This is a genomic window from Cedecea sp. (assembly GCF_036500665.1).
Classification (GTDB): Bacteria; Pseudomonadota; Gammaproteobacteria; order Enterobacterales; family Enterobacteriaceae; genus Cedecea.
In genome coordinates this window covers 37,383-61,982 of record NZ_DASYBS010000153.1, presented here as the reverse complement: position 1 = coordinate 61,982, position 24,600 = coordinate 37,383, and the positions used below count along the sequence as shown (strand labels likewise).

Annotated in this window: 23 protein-coding genes; 16 read left to right on the top strand and 7 right to left on the bottom strand. The window is 54.7% G+C overall.

The features are described from left to right. Positions 1 to 23 precede the first annotated feature (23 nt). Complete coding sequence (greB, locus tag VGM55_RS24565) at positions 24 to 503, bottom strand: transcription elongation factor GreB (protein ID WP_038478036.1); 480 nt, start codon at positions 501 to 503, stop codon at positions 24 to 26. 238 nt (positions 504 to 741) lie between these two features. Here greB and ompR point away from each other — a divergent pair, with 238 nt between their 5' ends. Then, positions 742 to 1,461: a two-component system response regulator OmpR gene (gene ompR / locus VGM55_RS24560; RefSeq protein ID WP_001157751.1), complete on the top strand. Its 720-nt coding sequence runs from the start codon at positions 742 to 744 to the stop codon at positions 1,459 to 1,461. Next, positions 1,458 to 2,807, top strand: coding sequence for a two-component system sensor histidine kinase EnvZ (gene envZ, locus VGM55_RS24555; protein ID WP_154189113.1), 1,350 nt, complete (start codon positions 1,458 to 1,460; stop codon positions 2,805 to 2,807). Before ompR ends, envZ begins: the two co-directional genes overlap by 4 nt. Positions 2,808 to 2,873: 66 nt before the next feature. On the opposite strand, the gene pckA is transcribed toward envZ, so the two are convergent. Continuing rightward, positions 2,874 to 4,493, bottom strand: a complete 1,620-nt coding sequence (gene pckA / locus VGM55_RS24550; RefSeq protein WP_154189112.1) for a phosphoenolpyruvate carboxykinase (ATP) — start codon at positions 4,491 to 4,493, stop codon at positions 2,874 to 2,876. Between the two features lie 326 nt (positions 4,494 to 4,819). Here pckA and VGM55_RS24545 point away from each other — a divergent pair, with 326 nt between their 5' ends. Then, positions 4,820 to 6,562, top strand: a complete 1,743-nt coding sequence (locus tag VGM55_RS24545) for a DUF4153 domain-containing protein (RefSeq protein ID WP_154189111.1) — start codon at positions 4,820 to 4,822, stop codon at positions 6,560 to 6,562. A gap of 83 nt (positions 6,563 to 6,645) precedes the next feature. Here the strand turns inward: VGM55_RS24545 and hslO are convergent, their stop codons facing one another. The 4 genes from hslO to VGM55_RS24525 form a co-directional block, all read right to left on the bottom strand. After that, positions 6,646 to 7,524 carry an Hsp33 family molecular chaperone HslO gene (hslO, locus tag VGM55_RS24540; protein WP_154189139.1) on the bottom strand — a complete coding sequence of 293 codons (879 nt, stop codon included), beginning with the start codon at positions 7,522 to 7,524 and terminating at the stop codon, positions 6,646 to 6,648. 26 nt (positions 7,525 to 7,550) lie between these two features. Then, positions 7,551 to 7,952, bottom strand: a complete 402-nt coding sequence (gene hslR / locus VGM55_RS24535; protein ID WP_154189110.1) for a ribosome-associated heat shock protein Hsp15 — start codon at positions 7,950 to 7,952, stop codon at positions 7,551 to 7,553. Beyond that, on the bottom strand, positions 7,952 to 8,632 hold the full coding sequence (gene yrfG, locus VGM55_RS24530; RefSeq protein ID WP_331637018.1) for a GMP/IMP nucleotidase: 681 nt from the start codon (positions 8,630 to 8,632) through the stop codon (positions 7,952 to 7,954). The genes hslR and yrfG overlap by 1 nt, the downstream gene beginning before the upstream one ends. 75 nt (positions 8,633 to 8,707) lie before the next feature. Continuing rightward, positions 8,708 to 10,843, bottom strand: a complete 2,136-nt coding sequence (locus VGM55_RS24525) for an intracellular growth attenuator family protein (RefSeq protein WP_331637017.1) — start codon at positions 10,841 to 10,843, stop codon at positions 8,708 to 8,710. 335 nt (positions 10,844 to 11,178) lie between these two features. On the opposite strand from VGM55_RS24525, the gene nudE reads away from it, so the two are divergent. After that, the gene (gene nudE / locus VGM55_RS24520) at positions 11,179 to 11,739 is read left to right on the top strand and encodes an ADP compounds hydrolase NudE (RefSeq protein WP_154189107.1); all 561 of its coding nucleotides are present in this window, start codon (positions 11,179 to 11,181) and stop codon (positions 11,737 to 11,739) included. A gap of 51 nt (positions 11,740 to 11,790) precedes the next feature. On the opposite strand, the gene mrcA is transcribed toward nudE, so the two are convergent. Continuing rightward, positions 11,791 to 14,343: a peptidoglycan glycosyltransferase/peptidoglycan DD-transpeptidase MrcA gene (gene mrcA, locus VGM55_RS24515; RefSeq protein ID WP_331637016.1), complete on the bottom strand. Its 2,553-nt coding sequence runs from the start codon at positions 14,341 to 14,343 to the stop codon at positions 11,791 to 11,793. Positions 14,344 to 14,482: 139 nt separating this feature from the next. Here mrcA and VGM55_RS24510 point away from each other — a divergent pair, with 139 nt between their 5' ends. The 12 genes from VGM55_RS24510 to trpS all read left to right on the top strand — a co-directional run bounded on the left by VGM55_RS24510 (position 14,483) and on the right by trpS (position 24,542). Beyond that, complete coding sequence (locus tag VGM55_RS24510; RefSeq protein ID WP_154189105.1) at positions 14,483 to 15,298, top strand: pilus assembly protein; 816 nt, start codon at positions 14,483 to 14,485, stop codon at positions 15,296 to 15,298. Continuing rightward, complete coding sequence (locus VGM55_RS24505; RefSeq protein ID WP_154189104.1) at positions 15,298 to 15,834, top strand: PilN domain-containing protein; 537 nt, start codon at positions 15,298 to 15,300, stop codon at positions 15,832 to 15,834. Before VGM55_RS24510 ends, VGM55_RS24505 begins: the two co-directional genes overlap by 1 nt. 1 nt (position 15,835) lies before the next feature. Then, positions 15,836 to 16,306, top strand: coding sequence for a hypothetical protein (locus VGM55_RS24500; protein ID WP_154189103.1), 471 nt, complete (start codon positions 15,836 to 15,838; stop codon positions 16,304 to 16,306). Then, on the top strand, positions 16,293 to 16,685 hold the full coding sequence (locus tag VGM55_RS24495) for a HofP DNA utilization family protein (protein WP_154189102.1): 393 nt from the start codon (positions 16,293 to 16,295) through the stop codon (positions 16,683 to 16,685). The genes VGM55_RS24500 and VGM55_RS24495 overlap by 14 nt, the downstream gene beginning before the upstream one ends. Beyond that, positions 16,618 to 17,871 carry a type IV pilus secretin PilQ gene (gene pilQ, locus VGM55_RS24490; RefSeq protein WP_331637015.1) on the top strand — a complete coding sequence of 418 codons (1,254 nt, stop codon included), beginning with the start codon at positions 16,618 to 16,620 and terminating at the stop codon, positions 17,869 to 17,871. Before VGM55_RS24495 ends, pilQ begins: the two co-directional genes overlap by 68 nt. Before the next feature lie 319 nt (positions 17,872 to 18,190). Continuing rightward, positions 18,191 to 18,712 (top strand): shikimate kinase AroK, encoded by a 522-nt coding sequence (aroK, locus tag VGM55_RS24485; protein WP_016538517.1) that lies wholly within the window; start codon positions 18,191 to 18,193, stop codon positions 18,710 to 18,712. Positions 18,713 to 18,771: 59 nt separating this feature from the next. Then, positions 18,772 to 19,860: a 3-dehydroquinate synthase gene (gene aroB, locus VGM55_RS24480; RefSeq protein WP_154189100.1), complete on the top strand. Its 1,089-nt coding sequence runs from the start codon at positions 18,772 to 18,774 to the stop codon at positions 19,858 to 19,860. Positions 19,861 to 19,934: 74 nt separating this feature from the next. After that, complete coding sequence (gene damX / locus VGM55_RS24475; protein ID WP_154189099.1) at positions 19,935 to 21,227, top strand: cell division protein DamX; 1,293 nt, start codon at positions 19,935 to 19,937, stop codon at positions 21,225 to 21,227. Between the two features lie 63 nt (positions 21,228 to 21,290). Further along, positions 21,291 to 22,115: an adenine-specific DNA-methyltransferase gene (dam, locus tag VGM55_RS24470; protein ID WP_154189098.1), complete on the top strand. Its 825-nt coding sequence runs from the start codon at positions 21,291 to 21,293 to the stop codon at positions 22,113 to 22,115. A gap of 46 nt (positions 22,116 to 22,161) precedes the next feature. Further along, positions 22,162 to 22,839, top strand: coding sequence for a ribulose-phosphate 3-epimerase (rpe, locus tag VGM55_RS24465; protein WP_154189097.1), 678 nt, complete (start codon positions 22,162 to 22,164; stop codon positions 22,837 to 22,839). Beyond that, a complete protein-coding gene (locus VGM55_RS24460; protein WP_154189096.1) occupies positions 22,832 to 23,545 on the top strand; it encodes a phosphoglycolate phosphatase in 714 nt (237 codons plus the stop codon). Before rpe ends, VGM55_RS24460 begins: the two co-directional genes overlap by 8 nt. Further along, a complete protein-coding gene (trpS, locus tag VGM55_RS24455) occupies positions 23,538 to 24,542 on the top strand; it encodes a tryptophan--tRNA ligase (RefSeq protein WP_154189095.1) in 1,005 nt (334 codons plus the stop codon). Before VGM55_RS24460 ends, trpS begins: the two co-directional genes overlap by 8 nt. Positions 24,543 to 24,600 lie beyond the last annotated feature (58 nt).

The window sequence follows — 24,600 nt, the reverse complement described above, 5'->3', positions numbered from 1 at the left end:
GGTTTCAGACAGTTCTGTGCGAATTATTCAGGTTTAGGATACTCAATTTCATTGACGTACCACTGCGCCTCTCCCGCTGGCGTTTGCACCACGGCTAAATCGCCCACCTCTTTTTTGAGCAGCGCTCGTGCCATCGGTGAGTCGATAGAAATGTAGTCCTTGCGGCCAAAAATTTCGTCATAGCCAACGATACGAAAGCGCAGCAGGTCGCCGTCGTCGTTTTCTATTTCGACCCACGCGCCGAAGAAGACTTTGCCTTCCTGCTGCGGCGAATAATCGACAATTTTAAGCCGTTCCAGAGATTTAGTGATATAGCGAACCCGGCGGTCAATTTCGCGCAGACGCTTTTTGTTGTACTGGTAGTCGGCGTTTTCACTGCGATCGCCGAGGCTCGCGGCCCAGGTCACTTTTTTGGTCACCTCGGGGCGTTCTTCACGCCACAGGTAATCCAGCTCTTTTTTGAGCTTTTCGTAGCCTTCACGGGTGATTAACGGCGTTTTCATCTTTCTACCCTGCAGCCTGTAAAATCAGAGTGTGATTTAAACCGATGCTCAATGAAGAATGCAACCGGTGCATTTTGGGAAGCAAGTCACCAAATTTTGATTTAAAACGTTGATAACCGACTGTTTAATATGCTTTGTAACAATTTCGACTAGAATGTATACCAGAATTGACTGGTCGTATTAGCGCAGTTTTTTAAGAATACACACTCAACTGTTCGAGCCTTTGGGAGTACAAACGATGCAAGAGAACTATAAAATTCTGGTGGTCGATGACGACATGCGCCTGCGCGCGCTGTTAGAGCGTTATCTCACCGAGCAGGGCTTCCAGGTTCGCAGCGTCGCTAACGCCGAACAAATGGATCGCCTGCTGACACGTGAATCTTTCCACCTGATGGTGCTGGATCTTATGCTGCCAGGTGAAGACGGGCTCTCTATTTGCCGTCGTCTGCGTAGCCAGAGTAACCCAATGCCGATCATCATGGTGACCGCGAAGGGCGAAGAGGTCGACCGTATTGTCGGTCTGGAAATCGGCGCAGATGACTATATTCCGAAGCCATTTAACCCACGTGAGCTGTTGGCCCGTATTCGCGCCGTGCTGCGTCGCCAGGCTAACGAACTGCCGGGCGCGCCGTCTCAGGAAGAAGCCGTTATCGCGTTTGGCAAGTTCAAGCTGAACCTCGGCACTCGCGAAATGTTCCGCGAAGACGAGCCGATGCCGCTGACCAGCGGTGAGTTTGCGGTCCTGAAAGCGCTGGTTAGCCACCCGCGTGAACCGCTTTCTCGTGACAAGCTGATGAACCTGGCGCGTGGCCGTGAATACTCCGCGATGGAGCGCTCTATCGACGTACAAATCTCTCGCCTGCGCCGCATGGTGGAAGAGGACCCGGCGCATCCGCGTTATATCCAGACCGTTTGGGGTCTTGGCTACGTCTTTGTCCCGGACGGTTCTAAGGCATGAGGCGAGTTCGCTTCTCACCAAGAAGCTCGTTTGCCCGTACGCTGTTGCTGATCGTCACCTTGCTGTTCGTCAGCCTGGTGACGACCTATCTTGTCGTCCTGAATTTCGCGATTTTGCCAAGCCTGCAGCAGTTCAATAAGGTGCTGGCATACGAAGTCAGGATGCTGATGACCGACAAACTGCAGCTTGAAGATGGCACCCAACTTGTGGTGCCGCCTGCGTTTCGTCGCGAAATTTACCGCGAGCTGGGTATTTCGCTTTACTCCAACGAGGCGGCGGAAGATGCAGGTCTGCGCTGGGCGCAGCACTACGAGTTTCTGAGTCAGCAAATGGCGCAGCAGCTTGGCGGGCCAACCGAAGTGCGCGTCGAGGTAAATAAAAGCTCGCCGGTGGTGTGGCTGAAGACCTGGCTGTCGCCGAACATCTGGGTACGCGTTCCGCTGACCGAAATACATCAGGGCGATTTCTCTCCGCTGTTCCGCTATACGCTGGCGATTATGCTATTGGCGATAGGCGGCGCGTGGCTCTTTATTCGAATACAGAACCGACCGCTGGTCGACCTGGAGCACGCTGCGCTGCAGGTCGGTAAAGGGATCATTCCTCCTCCGCTGCGCGAATATGGTGCTTCGGAAGTGCGGTCGGTGACGCGGGCCTTTAACCATATGGCCGCGGGCGTAAAACAGCTGGCCGACGACCGCACGCTGCTGATGGCGGGCGTAAGCCATGACCTGCGCACGCCGCTGACGCGTATTCGCCTGGCAACCGAAATGATGGGGCAGGAAGACGGCTATCTGGCCGAGTCGATTAACAAAGATATCGAAGAGTGTAATGCGATTATCGAGCAGTTTATCGACTATCTGCGTACCGGGCAGGAGATGCCGCTGGAGATGGCGGATCTCAACAGCGTGCTTGGCGAGGTGATTGCCGCCGAAAGCGGCTACGAGCGTGAAATCGATACTGACCTGAAGGACGGCGAGATCCGCCTTAATATTCACCCACTCTCTATCAAGCGTGCGGTGGCCAATATGGTGGTGAACGCGGCGCGCTACGGCAATGGCTGGATTAAAGTCAGCAGCGGTAGCGAACTAAACCGCGCCTGGTTCCAGGTGGAAGACGATGGCCCGGGCATTGAGCCGGATCAGCTTCAGCATCTGTTCCAGCCGTTCGTTCGCGGTGATAGCGCGCGCAGTACCAGCGGTACCGGGCTGGGGTTAGCGATTGTGCAGCGAATTATAGACAACCATAACGGGATGTTGGATCTCGGGAAAAGCGAGCGGGGCGGGCTGCGCATCAGGGCTTACCTTCCGTTGCCGATAACCCGGGTGGTGACGCATCGAGAAAGCTGAGTTGTCGTCAGCCCAATAAAAAACGAACCCCGAGAGGTTCGTTTTTTTTCGCCTTAGTTTTCTGGATTACAGCTTAGGACCGGCTTCTACCAGTGCCGCACCTGCTGGGGTGTCGGTGTACTTCTCGAAGTTTTCCACAAACAGCTTCGCCAGCTGTACAGCTTTTTCCTGCCACTGCTCCGGAGAGGCGTAGGTGTTACGCGGATCCAGAATCTGGGTATCAACGCCCGCGAGCGAAGTTGGGATCGCGAGGTTAAACATCGGCAGAGTAAAGGTTTCTGCGTCGTCCAGCGAGCCGTCCAGAATAGCGTCGATGATTGCGCGGGTATCTTTAATCGAGATACGTTTGCCGGTGCCGTTCCAGCCGGTGTTCACCAGGTAAGCCTGCGCCCCGGCAGCCTGCATACGTTTCACCAGTACTTCTGCATACTGCGTTGGATGCAGCGAAAGGAATGCCGCGCCAAAGCAGGCGGAGAAGGTTGGCGTTGGCTCGGTCACGCCGCGCTCGGTGCCCGCAAGCTTAGCGGTGAAGCCGGAGAGGAAGTGGTACTGCGTCTGGTTTGCGGTGAGGCGCGAGACCGGAGGCAGCACGCCGAAGGCGTCCGCGGTCAGGAAGATAACCTTGGTCGCGTGGCCCGCTTTCGACACCGGCTTAACGATGTTGTCGATGTGGTAAATCGGATACGAGACGCGGGTGTTCTCTGTTTTTGAGGCATCGTCAAAGTCGATAGTGCCGTCGGCACGGACGGTGACGTTTTCCAGCAGCGCATCACGACGGATGGCGTGATAGATGTCCGGTTCCGCGTCTTCCGACAGGCGAATCGTTTTGGCGTAGCAGCCGCCTTCGAAGTTAAACACGCCGTCGTCGTCCCAGCCGTGCTCATCGTCGCCAATCAGGCGACGTTTCGGGTCGGTAGACAGCGTCGTTTTTCCAGTGCCTGAAAGGCCGAAGAACACTGCCACATCACCTTTTTCGCCGACGTTTGCCGAGCAGTGCATCGAGGCGATGCCTTTTAGCGGCAACAGGTAGTTCATAATGGAGAACATGCCTTTTTTCATCTCGCCGCCGTACCAGGTGCCGCCGATAAGCTGCATACGTTCAGTCAGGTTAAACGCCACGAAGTTTTCGGAGTTCAGGCCCTGTTCTTTCCAGTTTGGGTTGGTGCATTTAGCGCCGTTCATCACCACAAAATCAGGTTCGAACGTTTCCAGCTCTTCGTCCGTTGGGCGAATAAACATGTTCTTAACGAAGTGAGCCTGCCAGGCGACTTCGGTAATAAAGCGTACAGAAAGGCGGGTGTCGGCGTTGGCGCCGCAGAAGGCATCGAGGATAAACAGGCGTTTGCCGGAAAGCTGTTGCGTGACCAGGCCTTTCAGGACGTGCCAGGTTTCTTCAGAGAGCGGTTTATTGTCGTTTTTGCCTTTACCGTTGTCTGACCACCATAGGGTGTCGCGGGTGGTGTCATCGCGAACGATGTATTTATCTTTTGGCGAGCGGCCGGTGAAGATCCCGGTATCAACGGAAACGGCGCCTAAGTTAGTGAGCACGCCACGCTCAAAACCTTCGAGCTTCGGGTCGAGTTCTTCACGGTAAAGGGTATCGTAATCGGGGTTGTAGACGACTTCACTGACGTCATGAATACCATAAGCCTTGAGATCTTGCGGGGTTATGCCTTTAACTCGCATTTCACTGCTCCTTAGCCAATTTATACTGCCGGATATTGTAGGGTTGTTTAGGGGTTGTTAACCGCGACCACTATCATAGATTTAAGCATCAGCCCAAAATGGGGGGCGCGGAACGCCTGGGGCCTGCCGCAACGGGGGCAAAGTATGGCAGGAAATCGCTTTCGCTCGGGGAAAATATGTTGGATATGTTAATAATTAGGGTAGTAACGGGGAACTTTGTGAGTGAACGCGCTCTCATACGCAACGCGATGAAACAAGATCGTCATTTGCAGGTCTCAGCCGGCCGTGATACTAAGCCACAAATCAGCTAATAAGGGATGACTACCATGTTCGTGACCGAACCGTTACCTAAAGCAACCCGCTGGGGCATTCTGCTGATAGGTTTTCTTTTAGGCGCGGTGCTGTATCTCACCGAATGGGATAGCGGTACATGGCTTCAGGGAGAAAGTCAGGCTCTGTATCTTCGCTCGCTATCGGTAGTGCTGGCGACGGCGGTAGCGCTTATCGTGGTGCGTTTTACTGACCTGCGTTTTTGGGGGCTGGTCCTTATCCCTCTGCCGGTTGTGGCGCTGATGAGCGGCTGGGTTAACTGGAGTACTCAGGGGCTTGAGCGTTGGGACCGCCACGATATTATTTTAGTGTATCAATGTTCACTGGCCGCGATGCTGTTTCTGGCGTTGCCATGGCTGCAGGGCCGGTTACGCCCCCACAACGGATGGGGAGGCTGGCGGGCGTTTTATGGCCAGCTCTGGCGTAACGGTATTACGCTGCTTCTTACCGGGCTGCTGGTGCTCTTTTTCTGGGGGGTACTGGCACTCTGGGCCGGCTTATTCAAGCTGGTGGATATCACCTTCTTTGACAGCCTGTTTTTTAGCTCATCCGCATTTGCCTGGATTGCCACCTGCACGGCGGCAGCGCTGGCGGTTACGCTCTGTCGCGACCAGGTGCGGGCGATTAGCGCGGTAAAGCACTTCTTCAGCGTGTTTGCGACCGGCCTTTTGCCGCTGCTGTCGCTTATCGCGCTGATGTTTCTGGCAACGCTGCCGTTTGTCGGCCTGGGATCGATTTCACAGCATGTCTCCTGCAACGCACTGCTCAATACCCTGACGCTGATGGTGATGGTGACCGCCGCGGTGGTTTATCATCCGGAAAGAGAGGCGAAGCCTTATCCACGGTGGCTGGACGGCGCCATCCGACTCACGCTGCTGCTGTCTCCGCTCTATGCTTTGCTGGCCGGATACGCATTGTGGCTTCGCGTTTCAGATTATGGCTGGACGCCTTCCCGCCTCTATGCCGCATTGATCACCCTGACGGTGTTGGTTTGGGCCTGCGGCTATGTTACGACTCTGGTTCGCCAGCGTCGTGAAGCCGTTTTGCAGCCGGGTTGGATAAACCGTGCGGTTTTATTGCTGGCGCTGGTTCTGCTGGCGGCGGTGAATTCTCCGGTTCTGGATCCTTACCGTATCAGCGTGAATAACCAGATGGCTCGCTATCACGACGGGAAACTGAAGGCCGATAAGGTTAGTTTGTCGATGCTGCAGTCGTCCGGACGACGGGGTTATGACGCAATGCGCAAACTGCAGAAAGATCCGGCCTTTAGCACTAACCCGGAACGTCGTCGCCAGCTGGCAATGCTGCTGAGTGAAGGCAAATCCGGCAACGCCATGGCGACAAAACTCACGGTGGCGTCGCTACGTCAGCGCATTGTGCTGGCCGATAAACAACGCGTACCGGAACAGGCCTGGTGGCAGGCGATGGTGAAAGACGAAAGCTATCAGGCTCGCGAATGCCTGGATGATGATGACCGCTGTCTGTTGGTGGGGATGGATCTCAACGGCGACGGGCACGACGAGTGGTTGCTTTGCCAGCCGGAAATGAGCTACTGCAAGGTTTACGGCAAGATTGGTGGCGTCTGGAAAGATATCGGCCAGGCGCGTGACCTGGATAAAAACCAGATGATGGCGGCTCTGAAACAGGCGGCTTCTGAAGGTAAATTAACGGCGGCACCGAAGGTGTGGCAGGACGTGATGGTCGAAGGGCAGCGGGTTAAGATTGACTACTACCGCTAAAAGAAATACGCCTCCGAACCGGAGGCGTCAGATTGATAACAAGCAGCCGAAAAAGGGGGAGTTTTAGGCTGTTTGGGGCAAACTTAGTGAACCTGAGGGTCTGCCGGGGAGGCATTGTTGCGAATGGCCGCGATATCCATCGAGTCAAACACATAGTGACTCCCGCAGTAGTCACAGTTCATGTCTATTTCACCGTCTTCTGCAAGAATGCTGTCGACTTCTTCGTCCGGCAGCGTGCGCAGCGCGTCGGCGCAGCGCTCACGTGAGCAGGTACACTTAAACTCTACGCCCTGTGGATCGTACAGCGTCACCTCTTCTTCATGGTACAGGCGCCATAACACGTCATTAGCCGGCAGTGTCAGCAGCTCTTCGGCCTTGATGGTTTCTGTCAGCGTCGCCAGGTGATTAAAGTCGTCGGTCTGGGCGTTCTGCGCCGGCAGAACCTGTAGCAACATGCCGCCCGCCGCCGCTTGACCTTCGGCTTCACCGGTACGAATAAACAGGCGGGTTGGCAGCTGCTCGGAGCGCATAAAGTAATCTTCGAGGCAGGCGGCCAGGGTATCTCCTTCCAGCCCAACCACACCCTGATAGCGCTCACCTTCGTCTGGAGAAATAGTGATAACCAGGTAGCCGTTGCCGACCAGATCTTTGAGCGCGGCATCCGCCGGGATATCACCCTGCACGCGAGCTACGCCGCGCATTTGCTGCTTGTTGTTGCCGTTAATCACGGCGAGCGTCATTGGGCCATCGCCCTGAAGCTGAACGGTAATATCACCGTCAAACTTCAGCGTTGCCGTCAACAGGCTGGTGGCAACCAGCAGTTCACCGAGGATTTTTTTTACCGGCTGCGGGTAGTCATGGTTTTCCATGATGCGCTGCCAGGTGTCAGAAACCGTCACCAGCTCGCCGCGTACGGCATAGTTTTCAAACAGATAGCGGTGTAGTTGGTCGTGTTGAGTCATCGTCATCTCTCTTACTGGCAGGCGGGTTACGCATCGCCACCGTGTTTAAATTTCATCAAATCTCGCCGCTCTTTTTTATCCGGGCGGCGATCGGGGTGCGGCATCGTCAGCGCGCTCATCTTGCGTGCCAGCGCGGTTTTTTCCCGCCTGGCGATGCTGTCCGCTGTCTCTTCATAAAGCTGGGTGGCTTCCGTTGCCGGTCTGCGCTGCTCGGTTACGCCGAGCACGATAACGGTGCGTGCGTCGTTACCCTGGCGTAGCGTCAGGACCGCATTCAGCTCCACCAGTTTACTGGGTTTGCTCCGCTGGCCGTTGTAGTGCACTTTGCCGCCTTCAATCATTTCCCGCGCCACGGCGCGGGTTTTATAAAAGCGAGCGGCCCACAGCCATTTGTCCAGGCGCACGCCTTCGGCTGTCTTTTCTTTCATTACGCCTCCTTGACGGAAAGCGATGGGATCAGGCTGCGGTAGTCGCTAAGGCCCGGGTGGCGCTCAAAGCTTTTATCCGTTTCGCCTGAATCCGGGTTGAGTACGCCAAAGCAGTAGCGAATGCCAAACTTCGCCGCGGCATCAAGAATCGCTTCGCTGTCATCGATAAACACCGTTCTGGCCGCGTTGAACCCGGTATGTCCGGCTACCGCCTGCCATAAACGCTGATCTTCTTTCGGATAACCAAATGTGTGGGTAGAAAGCAATAAATCAAGGTGCTGGTCTAAACCGGTATGCTCAAGCTTTACCGCCAAATTGTGCGGATGCGCGTTGGTCAGCAGAATACGGCGTTTGCCGCTTGCTTTTAATGCTTCGAGAAACGGCACGGTGTCTTCACGCAGCGCGGCCTTTGGCCCTTGCTCGGTGGTCATCGCACAGATATCCAGTCCGAGGCGTTCGCTCCAGTAGTCGAGACAATACCAGTTTAGCGTATGCTGCACGGCGTGGTACTCGCGGGAAATCAATTGATATGCTTCCTGCAGCGGGATACCGCGCTGGAGGCTAATGGTTTCCGGTACCAGCTTTTTCCAGAAATGGTTATCAAAGGCCAGGTCCAACAGGGTCCCGTCCATATCCAGCAGCAGGGTATCAACGTCCTGCCAGGCGATAGCACCAGGCATAGCTTCACTCTCGATTGAGGGAAAAATAGCGTACCAGGGTAGCACAACCCGGCACGCAAAGTTTACCCGTAACGGCTACCTCAGCGGTGACGGTGGGGTAAGCGTAGGGTTGATGCAGCTGTCGTAATAGCGCTGAATTTCGGTCAGACGCGTGCTGGCGCGACGGTAACGGGTGACGGCCAGTACGCTGTTTATCGCAGCACAGGCCAGCATCGCAATGAGCAGCAGGGAAATACTGATGTAGCTCCACAGGCTATGCGTATCGGAGATGCGGTGCAGCGTGACGTGCTGGGTTCCGTTGGCGTCAGTAAAGATACCGGTAATGATCCCTTCTGCATGGAAGGGGGTTTGCAGCAGCATATCTGCTAAGCGCAAGAATTCTGTCCATTGTTCCTGAGCAGGGAAGTCATACAGAGAAACAGGCGGTAACGGTTGGTCAACCAGGTCACCACCTTCGTCGTTGATTATCACGTATCCACCGGGGGCAGGGCTGTTCAACGACTGCGCGGCGCGGGCGGTTTCACGAATAAAGAACGGCGCGGTGGAAGTGGTGACCAGATTATCCAGCGACTCGGCGCTGACCGGGCGCAGCAGGACATTCACCCCGGTCAGTTTTCCTGAATCGGCCCGCTTGATGAGAGAATCCCAGTCTTTGGTATTCCCCAGGTTCACAAGGGCATTTTTAAGACGTACACACTCTTCTTCTGCGGTACACAGCGCCTGCGTTTTTTTCACAATTCCGGCAAAATCATCCAGCAGAACCATGCCCGATTTCTGAATGGCATCCGCCAGTTGCGGATTAACTTTGCTGTCGCCTTCCCCACCCTGAGGGTGGATTTGCCCGCTGACGGCTTTGGTGAGGGCTACCGCTTTGTCCATGATTTCAGATTCTGGCAGTGGTAAAGGACGCGCGGTATTCCAGATAATTTGCGAGCAGTCGAACGGGGTGAACGGGAAGCTTTGGCGGGCGTTGTAGCCGCTTGTGGTGTGAATATTGCACATCCCTGTACCGTTAACCCTCAGTGTGTCTCCAACCTGCAACTTGTATTTTGCAAGGTCCTGGACGCTGGTTGCTTCGATAGATTGTGCCCCTTTCAACCACGAGGCGCTGAGCTTGATGGGCATTTCCAGCGGAACCCAAATGGTCATCATCAGCAGGACCAGCAGGGCGCCAGAGGCAATCAGCAGGTTACGTACCCAGTGTTGCAGCGGGAAGTTGCGCACTTCGTCATGCAGAGAAAGAAAACGCCCCTGACGCACAACGTGGCGGTCGAGATAAATATCGATATCAGTTTTCTGCCCCAAATCCTGGATAACAAACGGCTGCCAGTGCGGTGGATAGACCAGGTCGATAATGCCCAGCGAAATAGTGTTCATCTGATCCTGGTTAGACTCGCCAAACAGGCCCCAACGCTTAGGTGTGCCGCGCAGACAGTGAATCTCGCGTAATGCGGTTTTAGCCGGCGGAGCAAAAAGCCCCCATAACGCGGCAGCGATTAAGAGCACGCTACCACCAAGCAGCCAAGGCAGAAACACCGGCGGCGTGACCAGGCTCAGGAACAGCATGATAAAGGCAATACAGATAAGCGCCGCTTCGCGTACGCCGTCCGGGCGACTAAGGGAATACTCTTCCTGTGTTTCCTGGCGAATGTTCAGTAGCTCAATCTGCTCGCTCTCTTCGCCACGAATCGATGCCTGAGTGCCGGAGTAGCCCTCAATGGCATACTGCTGCGTGTCCAGCGTATCGTTTTGCAACGTATTACCATTGAGCGAAATCACCAGCGGGAGGGTGCTTGTGCGGATAAGCTCAACGTCATTATCGTTGGTAATATACTGTTCCCAGAATGGCGGCAGGTGAACTTCAATAGAATCAAGGTAATAGCGCCATTTGTTGGCGTCATCGGCAGAAAGACCATAGCGGGTAATCGACCGGGTCAGGGAGATAACTGTATTGCTTTGTGCGGTTAGCGTTAGCTTTGGTGGTGGATTGCTTGCGCCGGACGGGCCAATCAATTCCTGGGTGCGTGAATAGCGCTCAAGATAGTTTTCGACGGCAATGCGTTCTTCCGGGGTCAGCTTACGCGTGGTCGAGCCGGAAAATGATCGATCGTGCGAAACCCTGGCTCGTAGCCTCAGGCTTCGCCAAATCAGCCATCCGGCAATCAGGGCGCAGGCCAGCATAGCAGCTAACAGAAATAATAAGGTGCTCATGCTTTCCCCATCAAACAATCGTCTTTTTCATCAAGCGCGGCAAAAGATCGGCCTTTCAAAAGGTTAAGAAATCAGAAGTCGTTATCGGCAGGTAAAGGTGCAAACTTGAGCTTTTTTTAGGGTGACCAACCTGCAGTAACACAATGTTAGCAAAGCGACTTCGACTGAAATACAAGTAAATTCCTATTCCATATTACCTATCTTGACAGGGAGGCGCATTACGTGTTTTGGAAAAACATACGTTACAAAAATGTAAATAATAGCCAATGCTCGTTGCACGATATGTGCGGCATGCCGCACAATAACTCACCTCTTTCACTGTTGATCCCAGCCACATGAGCAAATCATTAAAAAAACCAACGATTTTACATGTAGAGACCGTGGCGCGTTCGCGACTGTTTAACGTTGAAACGGTGGACCTGGAGTTCAGCAATGGCGTTCGTCGCGTTTACGAGCGGATGAGACCTTCTTCCCGTGAGGCGGTGATGATTGTCCCTATTGTTGATAACCACCTGATCCTTATCCGTGAATACGCTGTCGGCACTGAATCCTATGAACTCGGTTTTTCTAAGGGGCTGATTGACCCTGGTGAGACCGTATTTGAAGCCGCCAACCGCGAGCTAAAGGAAGAGGTTGGCTTTGGTGCAAATCAGCTCACGTTTTTAAAAAAACTGACGATGGCACCGTCCTATTTTTCCAGCAAAATGAACATTGTTATTGCAGAAGACCTGTATCCTGAGTCGCTGGAAGGGGATGAACCCGAAGAGCTGCCGCAGGAGCGATGGCCGCTGGCAAAAATGATGGACCTGCTGAATGAAGATGATTTCAGCGAGGCGCGTAACGTCAGTGCGCTATTCCTGGTGCGTGAGTGGCTAAAACAGCAGGCCAGGCTGTAGCCGGTTGCAGCAGCATGAAAAAGGGCCGCATAGCGGCCCTTTTTGCTGGGTTTAGAACAGCTCGTGTGCTTCCCCATTATCGATAATCGTGGTGCCCACCTCATGCACAGCCTGCTGAGTAGGCTGCGTGCCTTCGATGAAGTATTCTTCACGGCTGTTGCCGCCGTTGGCTAACTGACCGGTACTGCGGTCGATATTCACGGTAACGATGCCCGGCGGCGGCGTTAGCGCCTCTTCCGGTGTGCCTGCCAGGGCGATTTTCATAAAGTCATCCCAGGCGGGCTGAGCGCTCTTGGCACCCCCTTCGTAGCCTGAAATCTGATCTTTGATTGCGCCGGAGGCGGTGGTTCGGCCAAGGTCACGGCGGTGATCGTCAAACCCAATCCATACAGACGTGACGACGCCAGGACCGTAACCTGAGAACCAGGCATCTTTAGAGCTGTTAGTGGTCCCGGTTTTACCGCCGATGTCGCGGCGTTTCAAATCCCGACCTGCTCGCCAGCCGGTTCCTTGCCAGCCGGGTTCGCCATAAATATTACTGTTAAGCGCGCTTTTGATCAGGAATGACAGCGGCGTGTTGATCACATGCGGGGCATATTCCTCTCCCTGTGTTTTAGCGACCAGCGAGCTGTTGGCCTGTTCCAGTTGGGGCATTGGGACGCTGCTGTTTTGCGGTGTTTGTGATACCGCAACGTCTTCCACATCCTGATTTTCCAGCACCGTTGATTTCGGCGTGTCGCCGTAAATGACCGGGATATTACAGCTGGCGCAGGCTACTTTAGGCTTCGTCTCGAATACGGTTTTACCTGCGTCATCGACGATTTTGGTGATGTAGTAAGGGTCAATCAGGAAACCGCCGTTAGCCATAACGGAATAACCACGGGCAACCTGCATTGGCGTAAACGAAGCGGAGCCCAACGCCAATGACTCGGTGTGAACAATGTTCGCTGCCGGGAAACCGAAACGCTGCAGATACTCTGCGGCATAATCTACGCCCATTGCGCGCATAGCTCGTACCATCACAACGTTTTTAGACTCGCCCAGTCCCTGACGTAAACGAATCGGCCCGGCATATTGTGGCGGGGAGTTCTTCGGCCGCCAGTCGGATCCTGCACCGGCATCCCAGCGGGAAATCGGCACATCGTTAAGAATGCTCGCCAGCGTCAGGCCTTTATCCATTGCTGCGGTGTAAAGGAAAGGCTTGATATTCGACCCCACCTGGCGCAGCGCCTGGGTGGCGCGGTTAAATTTGCTTTGGTTAAAGTCAAAGCCGCCGACCAGGGCAAGGACGGCACCGTCGTGCGGGTTGAGCGAGACCAGCGCTGAGTTAACGTCAGGTACCTGACTCAGCCACCATACGTCATCCACCTTACGTACCCAAATTTGCTGGCCTGCCTGGACTACGTCAGTCACTTTACGCGGCGTGGCTCCCTGCGCGGTGTCGGAGCGGTACGGACGCGCCCAGCGCATACCCTCCATCCCGAGAGAAATGGCGCTGCCATCTGCCAGCAAAGCCGCTGCTTCGTCAGCGGCGGCGCGGGTCACTACCGCCGGGAATAACGGGCCATAAACCGGGAGGTTCTTCAGCGAGTCGGTGATTTTTTTCTCGTCCCACGCGCTTTCACCCACTTTCCACAACACGTTTGAGGGGCCGCGGTAGCCGTGGCGCATATCGTAGGCCATAACGTTATTGCGTACGGCTTGCTGCGCACCCTGCTGAATCTTACGACTCAGGGTGGTGTACACCTTGTAGCCATCTTCATACGCTTTATCGCCGTAGCGGCTGACCATATCCTGCCGCACCAGCTCTGACAAATAAGGTGCAGAGAACGCGATTTCCGGGGTGTGATAGCTGGCGTCGATAGCCTGGCTACGTGCGTCGTCATATTGGCTCTGGCTGATGTAACCTTCGCTCAGCATGCGCGATAACACAACGTTGCGGCGCGCCGTTGATCGATCCATTGAGTAAAGCGGGTTAAACGTTGACGGTGCTTTAGGCAGACCGGCAATCACTGCAATCTCGCTCAGGGTCAGCTGGTCGACAGTTTTGCCGAAATAAACTTGAGCTGCTGCCCCCACACCATAAGCGCGGTAACCGAGGTAGATTTTATTCAAATAGAGCTCAAGGATTTCATCTTTGCTCAGCATCTGTTCGATACGAACGGCAAGAAATGCTTCCTTGATTTTACGCATCAGAGTGCGTTCGGGGCTCAGGAAGAAGTTACGCGCCAGCTGTTGAGTAATGGTACTTGCTCCCTGGGAAGCATGACCAGAAAACAGCGCAACACTTGCCGCACGGAAGATACCCACTGGGTCAACGCCATGGTGCTCGTAAAAGCGGCTGTCTTCCGTGGCGATAAACGCTTTTACCATCACCGGAGGGATTTGGTTCAGGGTTAGTGGAATACGGCGTTTTTCGCCGTACTGAGCGATAAGCTCCCCGTCAGCGCTGTAAACCTGCATTGGAATCTGCAGTCGCACGTCTTTTAACGTCGCGACATCAGGTAGCTGGGGCTCAATGTATTTGTATAAACCGTAAATCGAGCCGGCTCCCAGCAGAACGCAACAGACTGCAAGGATTAATAAGTACTTTACGAACTTCACCTTAAATTTCCCATTAGGTTTCAATTGGGCAGTTTCTAATCAACCGCGCGGTAGTATAAAGGCAAGCCAGGAGCTTTGATATACCCGTTATTGTTTCGGGGGCAGGGCTGTTAATCATCCAGATAAGGAGATCGAAACCATGATGTTTCCTGGTTGGCGGATTGGCCTGGATATCCAGGCGGAGGGCGTACGCGCCGCGGCGGTGCAATGGCACCGACAAGGGTGGCAATTACGCCATTGGTGGTTTTTACCCTTCCCGGAACAGGTACTTGCGGACGGCATGTTACCCGAACCTGGCACGCTGCGCGAGACGCTTGCTAAGTGGCGCAAAGAAATCCCGGAGCGTCACCAGCTACGAGTCGGTTTTCCGGTTCAGCGTACGCTGCAGCGCCAGATCCCCCGGCCCGATCGTCGGTTGCAGGAGTCTGCACAAGAAAAGTATATCGCTGGCGCAACGGCTCGCCAGCTGCAAATACCCACAGCACAGCTCTGCTATGACTATCCAGATGAAGGTGAACCTTTGTGCGTTACGGCGGCAAAACAGGAGGACCTCGGCGCGCTGCTGGCAAACCTCGCAAGCGTCAAACTTTTTCCCCGGACGGTCACGCCGGGGGACAAAATTCTGAGTGCATTACCGCAAAGCTGTTACTCAGCCGGTTGCCGCTTTCTGGTTCACGAAGAAGGCGGTTACTGGTTATGGGCTTCAGTGAATAACCCCGAGCGCTCCGGCTGGCTCGATAAGCGGCAGGCGATCGATTTCCCCGCGCTATGTCAGCAGTTAGGCGCCTGTGCCAGCGAAATAGCGGTTAGTCAGGCGAACGGCGACGGCACAATACCTGCAGGCGCAGAAACGCTAAACGCCTGGCAACCTATTGTTCGTCATCAGCCCCCGTTACCGCGCCATGGCGGGCTCTACACCCTCGCGTTGGGGCTGGCATTGGGGCCTATCCGCTGATGACACCGCTAATTAACTTATTGCCCTGGCGAGCCCTGAGGCGACGCTATCGGTTAACGCTATGGGGCAGCACGACGCTCGTCGGCATGCTTTCGGTTATCGCACTGGCGCTGTTTTGGGCCGAGGCGTTGGAGGTGAAGTTACGCCAGCAACAGGCCCTGGCAAACGCTCTGGAGCAGCAGCAACTGGCGCTAAAAGCACTTTTAGTGCGTCAGCAAAGTAGGTTGAAAGAGAACCAGCGGCGGCGGGAAGTATTACGAGCGGAAGCGGTATTAAGCGCCACGATTTCACGCTGGGAACATGTACTGAATACGCTGGCCACTCGGCTGCCTGAGAACAGCTGGCTGGAAAGTGTTAGCTGGCAGAACGAGATCGCCACAGTCGCTGGCGTCGCGGGAGATGTGCGTGAGTTAGGGCAAATCGAAAAAATGCTTGGTGCTTTACCCGGCGCGTTCAGGGTAGCGCCGGGCGAACTCCGCGATGAACAGGGCAACGGGCTGTTCTTTACTTTCACCTTAATGCCCGGCGGAGGGTAATGTGCTGAAAGACCTTGAGCGCCTGGTGAGCGGACATTCAGGCTTTCGTATTTTAAGCGTATTGGTTTGCTTGTTTACCACGGCTTTGGCCTGCTGGTGGCTGTTGCTCCAGCCCAGGCAACAACACCTGCGTGAAGGGGGGCAGCAAAACCAGCAAGTCCGCCAGCACGTTATCTCGTTGCAACAGAAAATGGCGGCCCTGCCGGAGTTGCAGCCGTTGCCTGATGCGACTCCGGCAAAGTCTTTTTCCGCGCTGGAAGCGGTAAGACTGTCCGGGGGAAGGCTGGTGAAGTGGCAGCCCGGAGCACGCGCTGCCTTGTTGGACATTTTGCTGCCGTGGCCAAAAGTGCCGCCATTTTTTCAGCAATTAGCGAATTATCCGCGTGTAAGGTTGCCCGGCTTTGCCTTAAGGGGAGCCGGGGAGCAGGTTCGGGTTTTGCTGACGCTGGAGTTCGCCGATGAAGACCGCTAGCTGGATGCTGTTGTTGGCTCTGAGTGCGCCGCTACAGGCAGTGCCGCGCAATCCTTTTGTTGCTCCATTCTCACCTTGCGAGGTGCTGCTGAAACGTCTTGACGGCTGGCAGTTACGCGGCGTGCTTTATTTACCGGAAGGTAGCGTTGCGCTGCTGAACCTCTCCGGGCAGCGATGGCGAAGAGTAGCCGAAGGACAGTCTATTGAACCGGAAGTCAGGGTGGCGGGCATCCGTCAGCGGCAGGTTACGGTATCGCTGAAGGGCGCCTGCGAAGGACGCTATTACCACTGGAACATACAGGGAGGTGCCTATGATAAGGCATATCGTGGCGGGCGTGCTGATGCTGGTGCCGCTAACGCTAACGGGGGCGGCGAATAAAAATGTCACCCTTACGCTGGATGATGCACCGGTCGCGCAGGTATTGCAGGCGCTGGCCGAACTGCAGAGTTTTAACATGATGATTGCACCAGGCGTAGCGGGGCGTCTTTCTTTGCGTTTGGTTGATGTTCCCTGGGAGCAGGCTTTTCAGCAGGTGCTCAGGTTGGCAAGCCTGACCTCCACAGCGTCGGGAAACGTGCTGCATATTCAGCTGAAGCAGGATCCGGCTAAGCTAAGGGCTCAGCAGGAGGCTATGCGTAAGCAAAATGCACTTGAGCAGCCTCTGGTTCAGAAGGTCTATACGCCGCGCTACGCCGAAGTGGCAGACCTCGCTGCGGGAATCAAAGCAAGCGAAGAGAAACTTCTGGGGCCCCGGGGCAGCTTAACCGTGGATAAACGCACAAATCGCCTGGTGATACGTGACAGCAAGCAAGCGCAAAAACAGATTGCGTCATGGATAGCGGATATGGACGTCTCTATGGGACAGGTTGAGCTCTCCGCCCATATTGTCACCATCAATCAGGAGAAGCTGCGTGAGCTTGGCGTGAAGTGGACATCGCCTGCTGGGGATGTGGGGGCTGGCCAATATCAGGCGACCACCGTTTCGGGTAATTTGGCGGTCAATGCGGCGACCACAGCCCTTGGTTTCAATATTGGGCGCATTAATGGCCGGATGCTTGAACTTGAACTTAGCGCGCTGGAACAGCAACAGCAGCTGGAAATTATTGCCAGTCCACGCCTGCTGGTCGCGCACCGGCAGGCCGCCAGTATTAAGCAGGGCACTGAAATTCCCTACCAGGTTTCAAACGGCAAAAATGAAGCCTCTTCGATTGAGTTTAAAGAAGCCGTGCTTGGCATGGAGGTGACGCCGACGATCAACCATCACGGCAGCATTCGCCTACAATTGCGCATCAGCCTGAATATGCCAGGACGCAGCATTCAGCATGCGGACGGAGAGGTACTTGCCATTGATAAACAAGAGATTGAAACACAGGTAGACGTCCAGGATGGTGAGACGTTAGCGCTGGGAGGGATCTTCCAGCAGCAAAATAACCGCACCCGGGATAGCGTCCCTTTGCTCGGCAGTATCCCACTTATCGGCCAATTGTTCCGGCACGACGGGAAAAAGCACCAACGTCGGGAATTAGTCGTATTTATCACACCAAGGCTGATTGCGTTGCCTTAGCGGATTTCCACCTCAGACAGTGGATTTTTCTGCTAAACAGTACCCAGGTGTTTGACGGCAGAGAGGAATTAGCTTACAAGGTGTACCGTTTCGGGAGGCAGGGTATTCAGAACCTGTGGCCGGGAAAGCCGGAGCATGCTTTTCGTCCCGAGCCTGGCGCCAGGTGATTTATTCGGTTGCCAAACCCCCTTGAGTGTTGAGATAATTTTCAGTCTGATTCTCGAACTCACGCTTATGAGGTTTCAGTTCATGTCCCGCCGCAGCTGGTTATTACCGGGCGGGTTTATCATCAACGAATTGTCTTAGTAGTACCGAAAAAATGGCAGAGAAACGCAATATCTTTCTGGTTGGGCCTATGGGTGCCGGCAAAAGCACTATTGGGCGTCAGTTAGCTCAGCAACTCAATATGGAATTTTTCGATTCTGATCAAGAGATTGAGAAACGTACCGGAGCTGATGTGGGCTGGGTATTCGACGTTGAAGGCGAGGAAGGCTTCCGCGATCGCGAAGAAAAAATCATTAACGAACTCACTGAAAAACAGGGCATTGTGCTGGCTACCGGCGGCGGCTCTGTGAAGTCTCGTGAAACCCGCAATCGTCTTTCCGCTCGTGGCGTAGTGGTTTATCTTGAGACCACCATTGAGAAACAGCTTGCACGTACTCAGCGCGATAAAAAACGTCCGCTGCTGCAGGTTGAGACTCCACCTCGTGAAGTTCTGGAAGCGCTGGCGCATGAGCGCAATCCTCTGTACGAAGAGATTGCTGATGTAACGATTCGCACCGACGATCAAAGCGCCAAAGTGGTTGCAAACCAGATTATTCATATGCTGGAAAGCAACTGATTCTGGCTTAATCAAGAAACGCCTGCGGGCAAAGCAACAATTAAGGTGGGCTCCGCGTAATGGAGAGGCTGACAGTCACTCTCGGGGAACGTAGTTACCCTATTACCATTGCCGCCGGGTTATTCAATGACCCGGCTTCCTTTTGGCCGCTGAAGGCTGGCGACCAGACCATGCTGGTCACCAATGAAACCCTTGCGCCTCTCTATCTGGACAGGGTTCGTGGTCTTCTGGAACAGGCAGGCGTTAAGGTTGATACCGTCATTCTTCCGGATGGCGAGCAGTTTAAAAGCCTCGCTGTGCTCGATACCGTCTTTACGGCGCTACTGGAAAAACCTCACGGCCGCGACACGACCCTGATTGCATTAGGCGGTGGCGTTGTTGGCGATTTGACCGGTTTTGCCGCGGCAAGCTATCAGCGCGGGGTACGTTTTATCCAGGTTCCTACCACGCTGCTTTCGCAGGTCGACTCTTCTGTAGGCGGCAAAACGGCCGTCAACCATCCGCTGGGTAAAAATATGATTGGCGCCTTCTACCAGCCCGCTTCGGTGGTGGTGGATCTCGACTGTCTCTCTACATTACCTGCGCGTGAGCTGGCGTCTGGCCTGGCTGAAGTCATTAAATACGGCATTATTCTCGACGGCGAGTTCTTTAACTGGCTGGAGGATAATATCGACGCCCTGCTGACGCTGGACGGTCAGGCAATGGCTTACTGTATTCGCCGTTGTTGTGAGCTGAAAGCCGAAGTTGTTGCTGCCGACGAGCGCGAAAGCGGCTTACGTGCTTTACTGAATCTGGGTCATACGTTTGGTCATGCCATTGAAGCCGAAATGGGCTATGGCAACTGGCTGCACGGCGAAGCCGTGGCGGCCGGAATGGTGATGGCGGCACGTACCGCACAGCGCCTGGGCCAATTCAGTGAAGCTGACGTTCGGCGCGTGATTGCGCTGCTTGTGCGAGCTGGGTTACCGGTCAACGGGCCGCAGGAAATGGTGCCTGACGCGTATATGCCCCACATGATGCGTGACAAAAAAGTTTTAGCCGGTGAGCTGCGTTTGATTCTGCCGCGGGCGATAGGGAAGAGTGAAGTACGCGGTGGAGTACCGCACGATGTCGTTCTGTCAGCCATTGCTGATTGCCAGCAGGCTTAACAACTAGAATTTTTACAGTTTTTAACTTCGGGCGTCATGCGGACATGGGCATGCGTCTTTGAGTGGGGTGTTAAATGGATGAGTTCAAACCAGAAGACGAGCTGAAACCCGATCCAAGCGATCGTCGTCCTGGGCGTTCCCGCAAACCTGACGAGTTCGACAAAGAACCGCAAATCAACGTCGATGACGTCGATCTTGATGCGGACGATCGTCGTCCTTCTCGTTCACACCGCGAGCGTGAAGAGGACGTTGAGGAAGAGTACGAAGGTGATGACGGTCTGGCCGCAGAACCTCGTCCAGCGCGTGGGCGTAAAAAGGCAGCAAAACAGAAGGCCCCGGTTTCTCGTCAGCATATGATGATGGGGATCGGTATTCTGGTTCTGCTGCTGCTTATCATCGGCATCGGTTCTGCCCTGAAAGCCCCTTCATCCAGCGCCGATACGGCCGAGCAAAAACCGGGTGCCGAGAAGAACATCGATCTCTCTGGCTCTAACGGTGCAGCGCCAGCCGATCAGGCAAACGGTGCGCAACCGCAGCCCGGCAATACTCCGGCATCCGGCCAGCAGAATCCGCAGGATGTTTCCCTGCCGCCAATTTCTTCTACGCCCACTCAGGCACAAGCTCAGCCACAGCCCGAAGGTCAGCAGCGCGTTGAGGTTCCTGGAAACCTGAATAACGCACTGACTCAGCCTCAGCAGCAGGGCCAGATTGATAACGTGGTCAGCAATTCAACGCTGCCGACTGAACCCGCTACCGTCGCGCCGGTTGCAGGCAGCAAAACCGAGCCGCGCAAGCTGGCCGGTACTCAGGAGCCAACCCGCACCGTTGAATCGCGCCCGGAACGCAAAAAAGCGGTGATTGAGCCAGTACGCAAACCTGAACCGAAACCACAGGTCAAGGCTGAGAGCAAACCGGCTGCCACGGCAAAACACAGCGAACCGGCTCCTGCCGTCTCCGCGCCTGTGAAAGCGCCGTCAACGAGCGTTGCAGCGTCGACACCGGCACCGAAAGCCACGGCATCCGCTGCGCCTAAAGCGGAATCTCAAGCGGCTGCACCAGCACGCGCAGGGGCTGCTGTTACCGGTGATGCCAGCGCAATTAAAAGTGCGCCGGGTAGCCACTACACGCTGCAGCTGAGTTCTTCTTCAAACTCGGCAAACCTGAATGCATGGGCGAAAAAAGAGAACCTGCAGCACTATATGGTTTACCAGACCCAGCGTAACGGGCAGCCATGGTACGTGTTGGTGACCGGTGTTTATGCGACTAAAGATGACGCAAAACGTGCCGTCTCAAGTCTGCCAGCTGACGTTCAGGCGAAAAACCCGTGGGCAAAACCTATTCATCAGGTGCAGTCTGACCTCAAGTGAAAATAAGCGCAGTCGCTGTCGGAGCCTTTCCACAGCTGGATAAGGTGTAAATAGTAAGACAGCATGAAAAAAAATCGCGCTTTTCTGAAATGGGCAGGGGGAAAATTCCCCCTGCTGGACGACATAAAAAAGCATCTGCCGGAAGGCGACTGTCTGATTGAGCCCTTTGTTGGCGCTGGGTCGGTATTTCTCAATACCGACTATCAGCACTATCTCCTCGCGGATATCAACAGCGATCTGATTAACCTCTACGACATTGTAAAAAACCGCGCTGATGAGTACGTGCGGGAATCTCGACTGCTGTTTACCAAAGGGCAGAATGAAGAGGCGACTTACTATGCCTTCCGCACCGAATTTAACCAGTGCAGCGATAAATTCCGGCGCGCGGTGCTGTTTTTGTACCTCAATCGCCATTGTTACAATGGCCTGTGTCGTTATAATCTGCGCGGTGAATTTAACGTACCGTTTGGCCGCTACAGCAAACCTTACTTCCCGGAAGAAGAGTTGTACCACTTTGCTGAACGCGCCAAAAATGCCACTTTTGTGTGCCAGTCCTATGACGTCAGCATGGTAAACGTTGCTGCGGGTTCCGTTGTATATTGCGATCCGCCCTATGCGCCGCTGTCCGCCACCGCCAACTTTACCGCTTATCACACGGACAGCTTCAGCATGGTGCAACAGCAGCATCTGGCGGAGCTGGCTGAAAAACTGCGCGAGCAAAGCATACCGGTGCTGATTTCGAATCATGACACCGAGCTGACTCGCCAGTGGTATCAGAACGCTACCGATTTCCATAAGCTGCAGGTTCGCCGCAGCATCAGTCGAAACGGTGGTAAACGTAACAAGGTGGACGAACTTCTGGCTCTTTATAAAGTGAAGGTTGCCTGAGCCGTTTCGCCCGCCGCCGAAAGATGAATGACTCCTGGAGAAGCGGATGAAACAGTATTTGATTGCCCCCTCAATCCTCTCTGCCGACTTCGCCCGCCTGGGCGAGGATACGGCTAAAGCGCTGGCCGCAGGGGGGGACGTCGTCCATTTTGACGTCATGGATAACCACTACGTCCCTAACCTGACGATGGGGCCGATGGTGCTTAAAGCGCTACGCGATTACGGCGTAACCGCACCTATCGATGTACATCTGATGGTGAAGCCGGTTGACCGTATCATTCCTGACTTCGCCGCCGCGGGCGCCAGCATCATTACTTTCCACCCGGAAGCCTCCGAGCATGTCGATCGCTCCCTGCAGCTTATCAAAGAGCATGGCTGTAAAGCGGGTCTGGTGCTTAACCCGGCGACCTCCCTTTCCTGGCTGGATCACGTCATGGACAAACTGGATGTGATTTTGCTGATGTCCGTCAACCCAGGGTTTGGCGGCCAGTCGTTTATTCCGCATACGCTTGAAAAGCTGCGTCAGGTTCGTGAACGCATCGACGCATCCGGCTATGATATCCGCCTTGAAGTGGATGGTGGCGTGAAGGCGGATAATATTGCTGAAATCGCCGCAGCGGGCGCAGATATGTTCGTTGCGGGTTCAGCCATTTTCGGCCAGCCTGATTATAAAGCGGTTATCGACCGCATGCGTTCTGAACTGGCTAAGGTAAGTCATGGATAAGTTTGAAAAAATTCGAGGTGTTGCCTTTGACCTCGACGGTACGCTCATCGACACGGCGCTGGGCCTGAGCCAGGCGGTGGATCTCGCGCTCTACGCGCTTGAGCTGCCGACAGCGGGTGAAGATCGCGTTGTCACCTGGATTGGTAACGGCGCGGATATCATGATGCAGCGGGCGCTCAAGTGGGCGTTGAAAGATAAAGAGCCCGATCTCGCTCAGTTGAATATTGCACGCAAGCTGTTTAACCGTTATTACGCCGACACGGTTGAAGAAGGGAGCTTCCTGTTTCCGGGCGTGGCTGCGACGCTGGCTGCACTAAAAGAGAAAGGGCTGCCGCTTGCCGTGGTGACCAACAAACCCACGCCTTTTGTTCTGCCGCTGCTGGAAGATCTGGGTATTGCCCACTACTTCCAGGCCGTTATTGGCGGTGACGATGTGAAAGAGAAAAAGCCCCACCCGGAAGCCCTTTATAAAGTCATGGAAAATCTGGGGCTGGCCGCGGACGAGCTGCTTTTTGTTGGCGACTCTCGCAATGATATTCAGGCTGCACAGGCTGCAGGCTGCCCAAGCGTCGGCCTGACCTGGGGTTATAACTATGGCGAAGCGATCGGGCTGAGCAACCCGGACGTTGTGTTCGATCGCTTTGATGATTTATTGCCCGCTTTCGGGCTACCACCTTTAGCAAATCAGGAAGCAGAAAATGAGTAAGCCCATCGTATTTAGCGGCGCACAGCCGTCAGGCGAATTAACCATCGGTAACTACATGGGTGCGCTGCGTCAGTGGGTAAACATGCAGGATGATTACCACTGCATTTACTGCATCGTTGATCAGCATGCGATTACCGTTCGTCAGGATCCGGTCGCGCTGCGTAAAGCGACGCTGGACACTCTGGCGCTGTACCTGGCCTGCGGTATTGACCCGAAAAAAAGCACTATCTTTGTTCAGTCGCACGTGCCGGAACACGCGCAGCTGGGCTGGGTGCTGAACTGCTACACTTATTTCGGCGAGCTGAGCCGTATGACTCAGTTCAAAGACAAATCTGCCCGCTATGAAGAAAACATCAACGCCGGGCTGTTCGACTATCCGGTGCTGATGGCGGCAGACATTCTGCTGTATCAGACCAATCAGGTGCCGGTGGGTGAAGACCAGAAGCAGCATCTGGAGCTGAGCCGCGACGTTGCCAGCCGCTTCAACGCGCTGTACGGCGACATCTTTAAAGTGCCTGAGCCGTTTATTCCTAAGTCCGGCGCGCGCGTGATGTCCCTGCTGGAGCCGACCAAAAAGATGTCCAAGTCTGACGATAACCGCAATAACGTTATCGGCCTGCTGGAAGATCCGAAATCCGTGGTGAAGAAAATCAAACGTGCGGTGACCGACTCCGAAGAGCCGCCTGTCGTGCGTTACGATGTGAAAGAGAAGGCCGGGGTGTCTAACCTGCTGGATATTCTTTCCGGCGTGACCGGCAAAGCGATTTCTGAGCTTGAAGCCAGCTTTGAAGGCAAAATGTATGGTCACCTGAAGGGCGAAGTGGCGGAAGCCGTGTCCGGTATGCTGACCGAGCTTCAGGAGCGCTATCACCGTTACCGCAACGACGAAGCTTTCCTGCAGCAGGTGATGAAAGAGGGTGCAGAAAAAGCGCGTGCTCGCGCCGGCGAAACGCTGAAAAAAGTGTACGAAGCGATCGGGTTCGTCGCACACCCATAATCTTTCCCTATGAATAACCCGCTATCAGCGGGTTATTTCTTTTTGTGACCCCATTCTC

Bases quoted from the DNA above. Each gene is read 5' to 3' on its own strand.
- trpS (WP_154189095.1), top strand. From the start codon at position 23,538: ATGAGTAAGCCCATCGTATTTAGCGGCGCACAGCCGTCAGGCGAATTA.
- greB (WP_038478036.1), bottom strand. From the start codon at position 503: ATGAAAACGCCGTTAATCACCCGTGAAGGCTACGAAAAGCTCAAAAAA.
- ompR (WP_001157751.1), top strand. From the start codon at position 742: ATGCAAGAGAACTATAAAATTCTGGTGGTCGATGACGACATGCGCCTG.
- VGM55_RS24505 (WP_154189104.1), top strand. From the start codon at position 15,298: ATGACACCGCTAATTAACTTATTGCCCTGGCGAGCCCTGAGGCGACGC.
- aroK (WP_016538517.1), top strand. From the start codon at position 18,191: ATGGCAGAGAAACGCAATATCTTTCTGGTTGGGCCTATGGGTGCCGGC.
- VGM55_RS24495 (WP_154189102.1), top strand. From the start codon at position 16,293: ATGAAGACCGCTAGCTGGATGCTGTTGTTGGCTCTGAGTGCGCCGCTA.
- damX (WP_154189099.1), top strand. From the start codon at position 19,935: ATGGATGAGTTCAAACCAGAAGACGAGCTGAAACCCGATCCAAGCGAT.
- VGM55_RS24525 (WP_331637017.1), bottom strand. From the start codon at position 10,843: ATGAGCACCTTATTATTTCTGTTAGCTGCTATGCTGGCCTGCGCCCTG.
- yrfG (WP_331637018.1), bottom strand. From the start codon at position 8,632: ATGCCTGGTGCTATCGCCTGGCAGGACGTTGATACCCTGCTGCTGGAT.
- VGM55_RS24545 (WP_154189111.1), top strand. From the start codon at position 4,820: ATGTTCGTGACCGAACCGTTACCTAAAGCAACCCGCTGGGGCATTCTG.
- rpe (WP_154189097.1), top strand. From the start codon at position 22,162: ATGAAACAGTATTTGATTGCCCCCTCAATCCTCTCTGCCGACTTCGCC.
- pilQ (WP_331637015.1), top strand. From the start codon at position 16,618: ATGATAAGGCATATCGTGGCGGGCGTGCTGATGCTGGTGCCGCTAACG.
- dam (WP_154189098.1), top strand. From the start codon at position 21,291: ATGAAAAAAAATCGCGCTTTTCTGAAATGGGCAGGGGGAAAATTCCCC.
- pckA (WP_154189112.1), bottom strand. From the start codon at position 4,493: ATGCGAGTTAAAGGCATAACCCCGCAAGATCTCAAGGCTTATGGTATT.
- VGM55_RS24460 (WP_154189096.1), top strand. From the start codon at position 22,832: ATGGATAAGTTTGAAAAAATTCGAGGTGTTGCCTTTGACCTCGACGGT.
- hslR (WP_154189110.1), bottom strand. From the start codon at position 7,952: ATGAAAGAAAAGACAGCCGAAGGCGTGCGCCTGGACAAATGGCTGTGG.
- nudE (WP_154189107.1), top strand. From the start codon at position 11,179: ATGAGCAAATCATTAAAAAAACCAACGATTTTACATGTAGAGACCGTG.
- aroB (WP_154189100.1), top strand. From the start codon at position 18,772: ATGGAGAGGCTGACAGTCACTCTCGGGGAACGTAGTTACCCTATTACC.
- hslO (WP_154189139.1), bottom strand. From the start codon at position 7,524: ATGACTCAACACGACCAACTACACCGCTATCTGTTTGAAAACTATGCC.
- envZ (WP_154189113.1), top strand. From the start codon at position 1,458: ATGAGGCGAGTTCGCTTCTCACCAAGAAGCTCGTTTGCCCGTACGCTG.
- VGM55_RS24510 (WP_154189105.1), top strand. From the start codon at position 14,483: ATGATGTTTCCTGGTTGGCGGATTGGCCTGGATATCCAGGCGGAGGGC.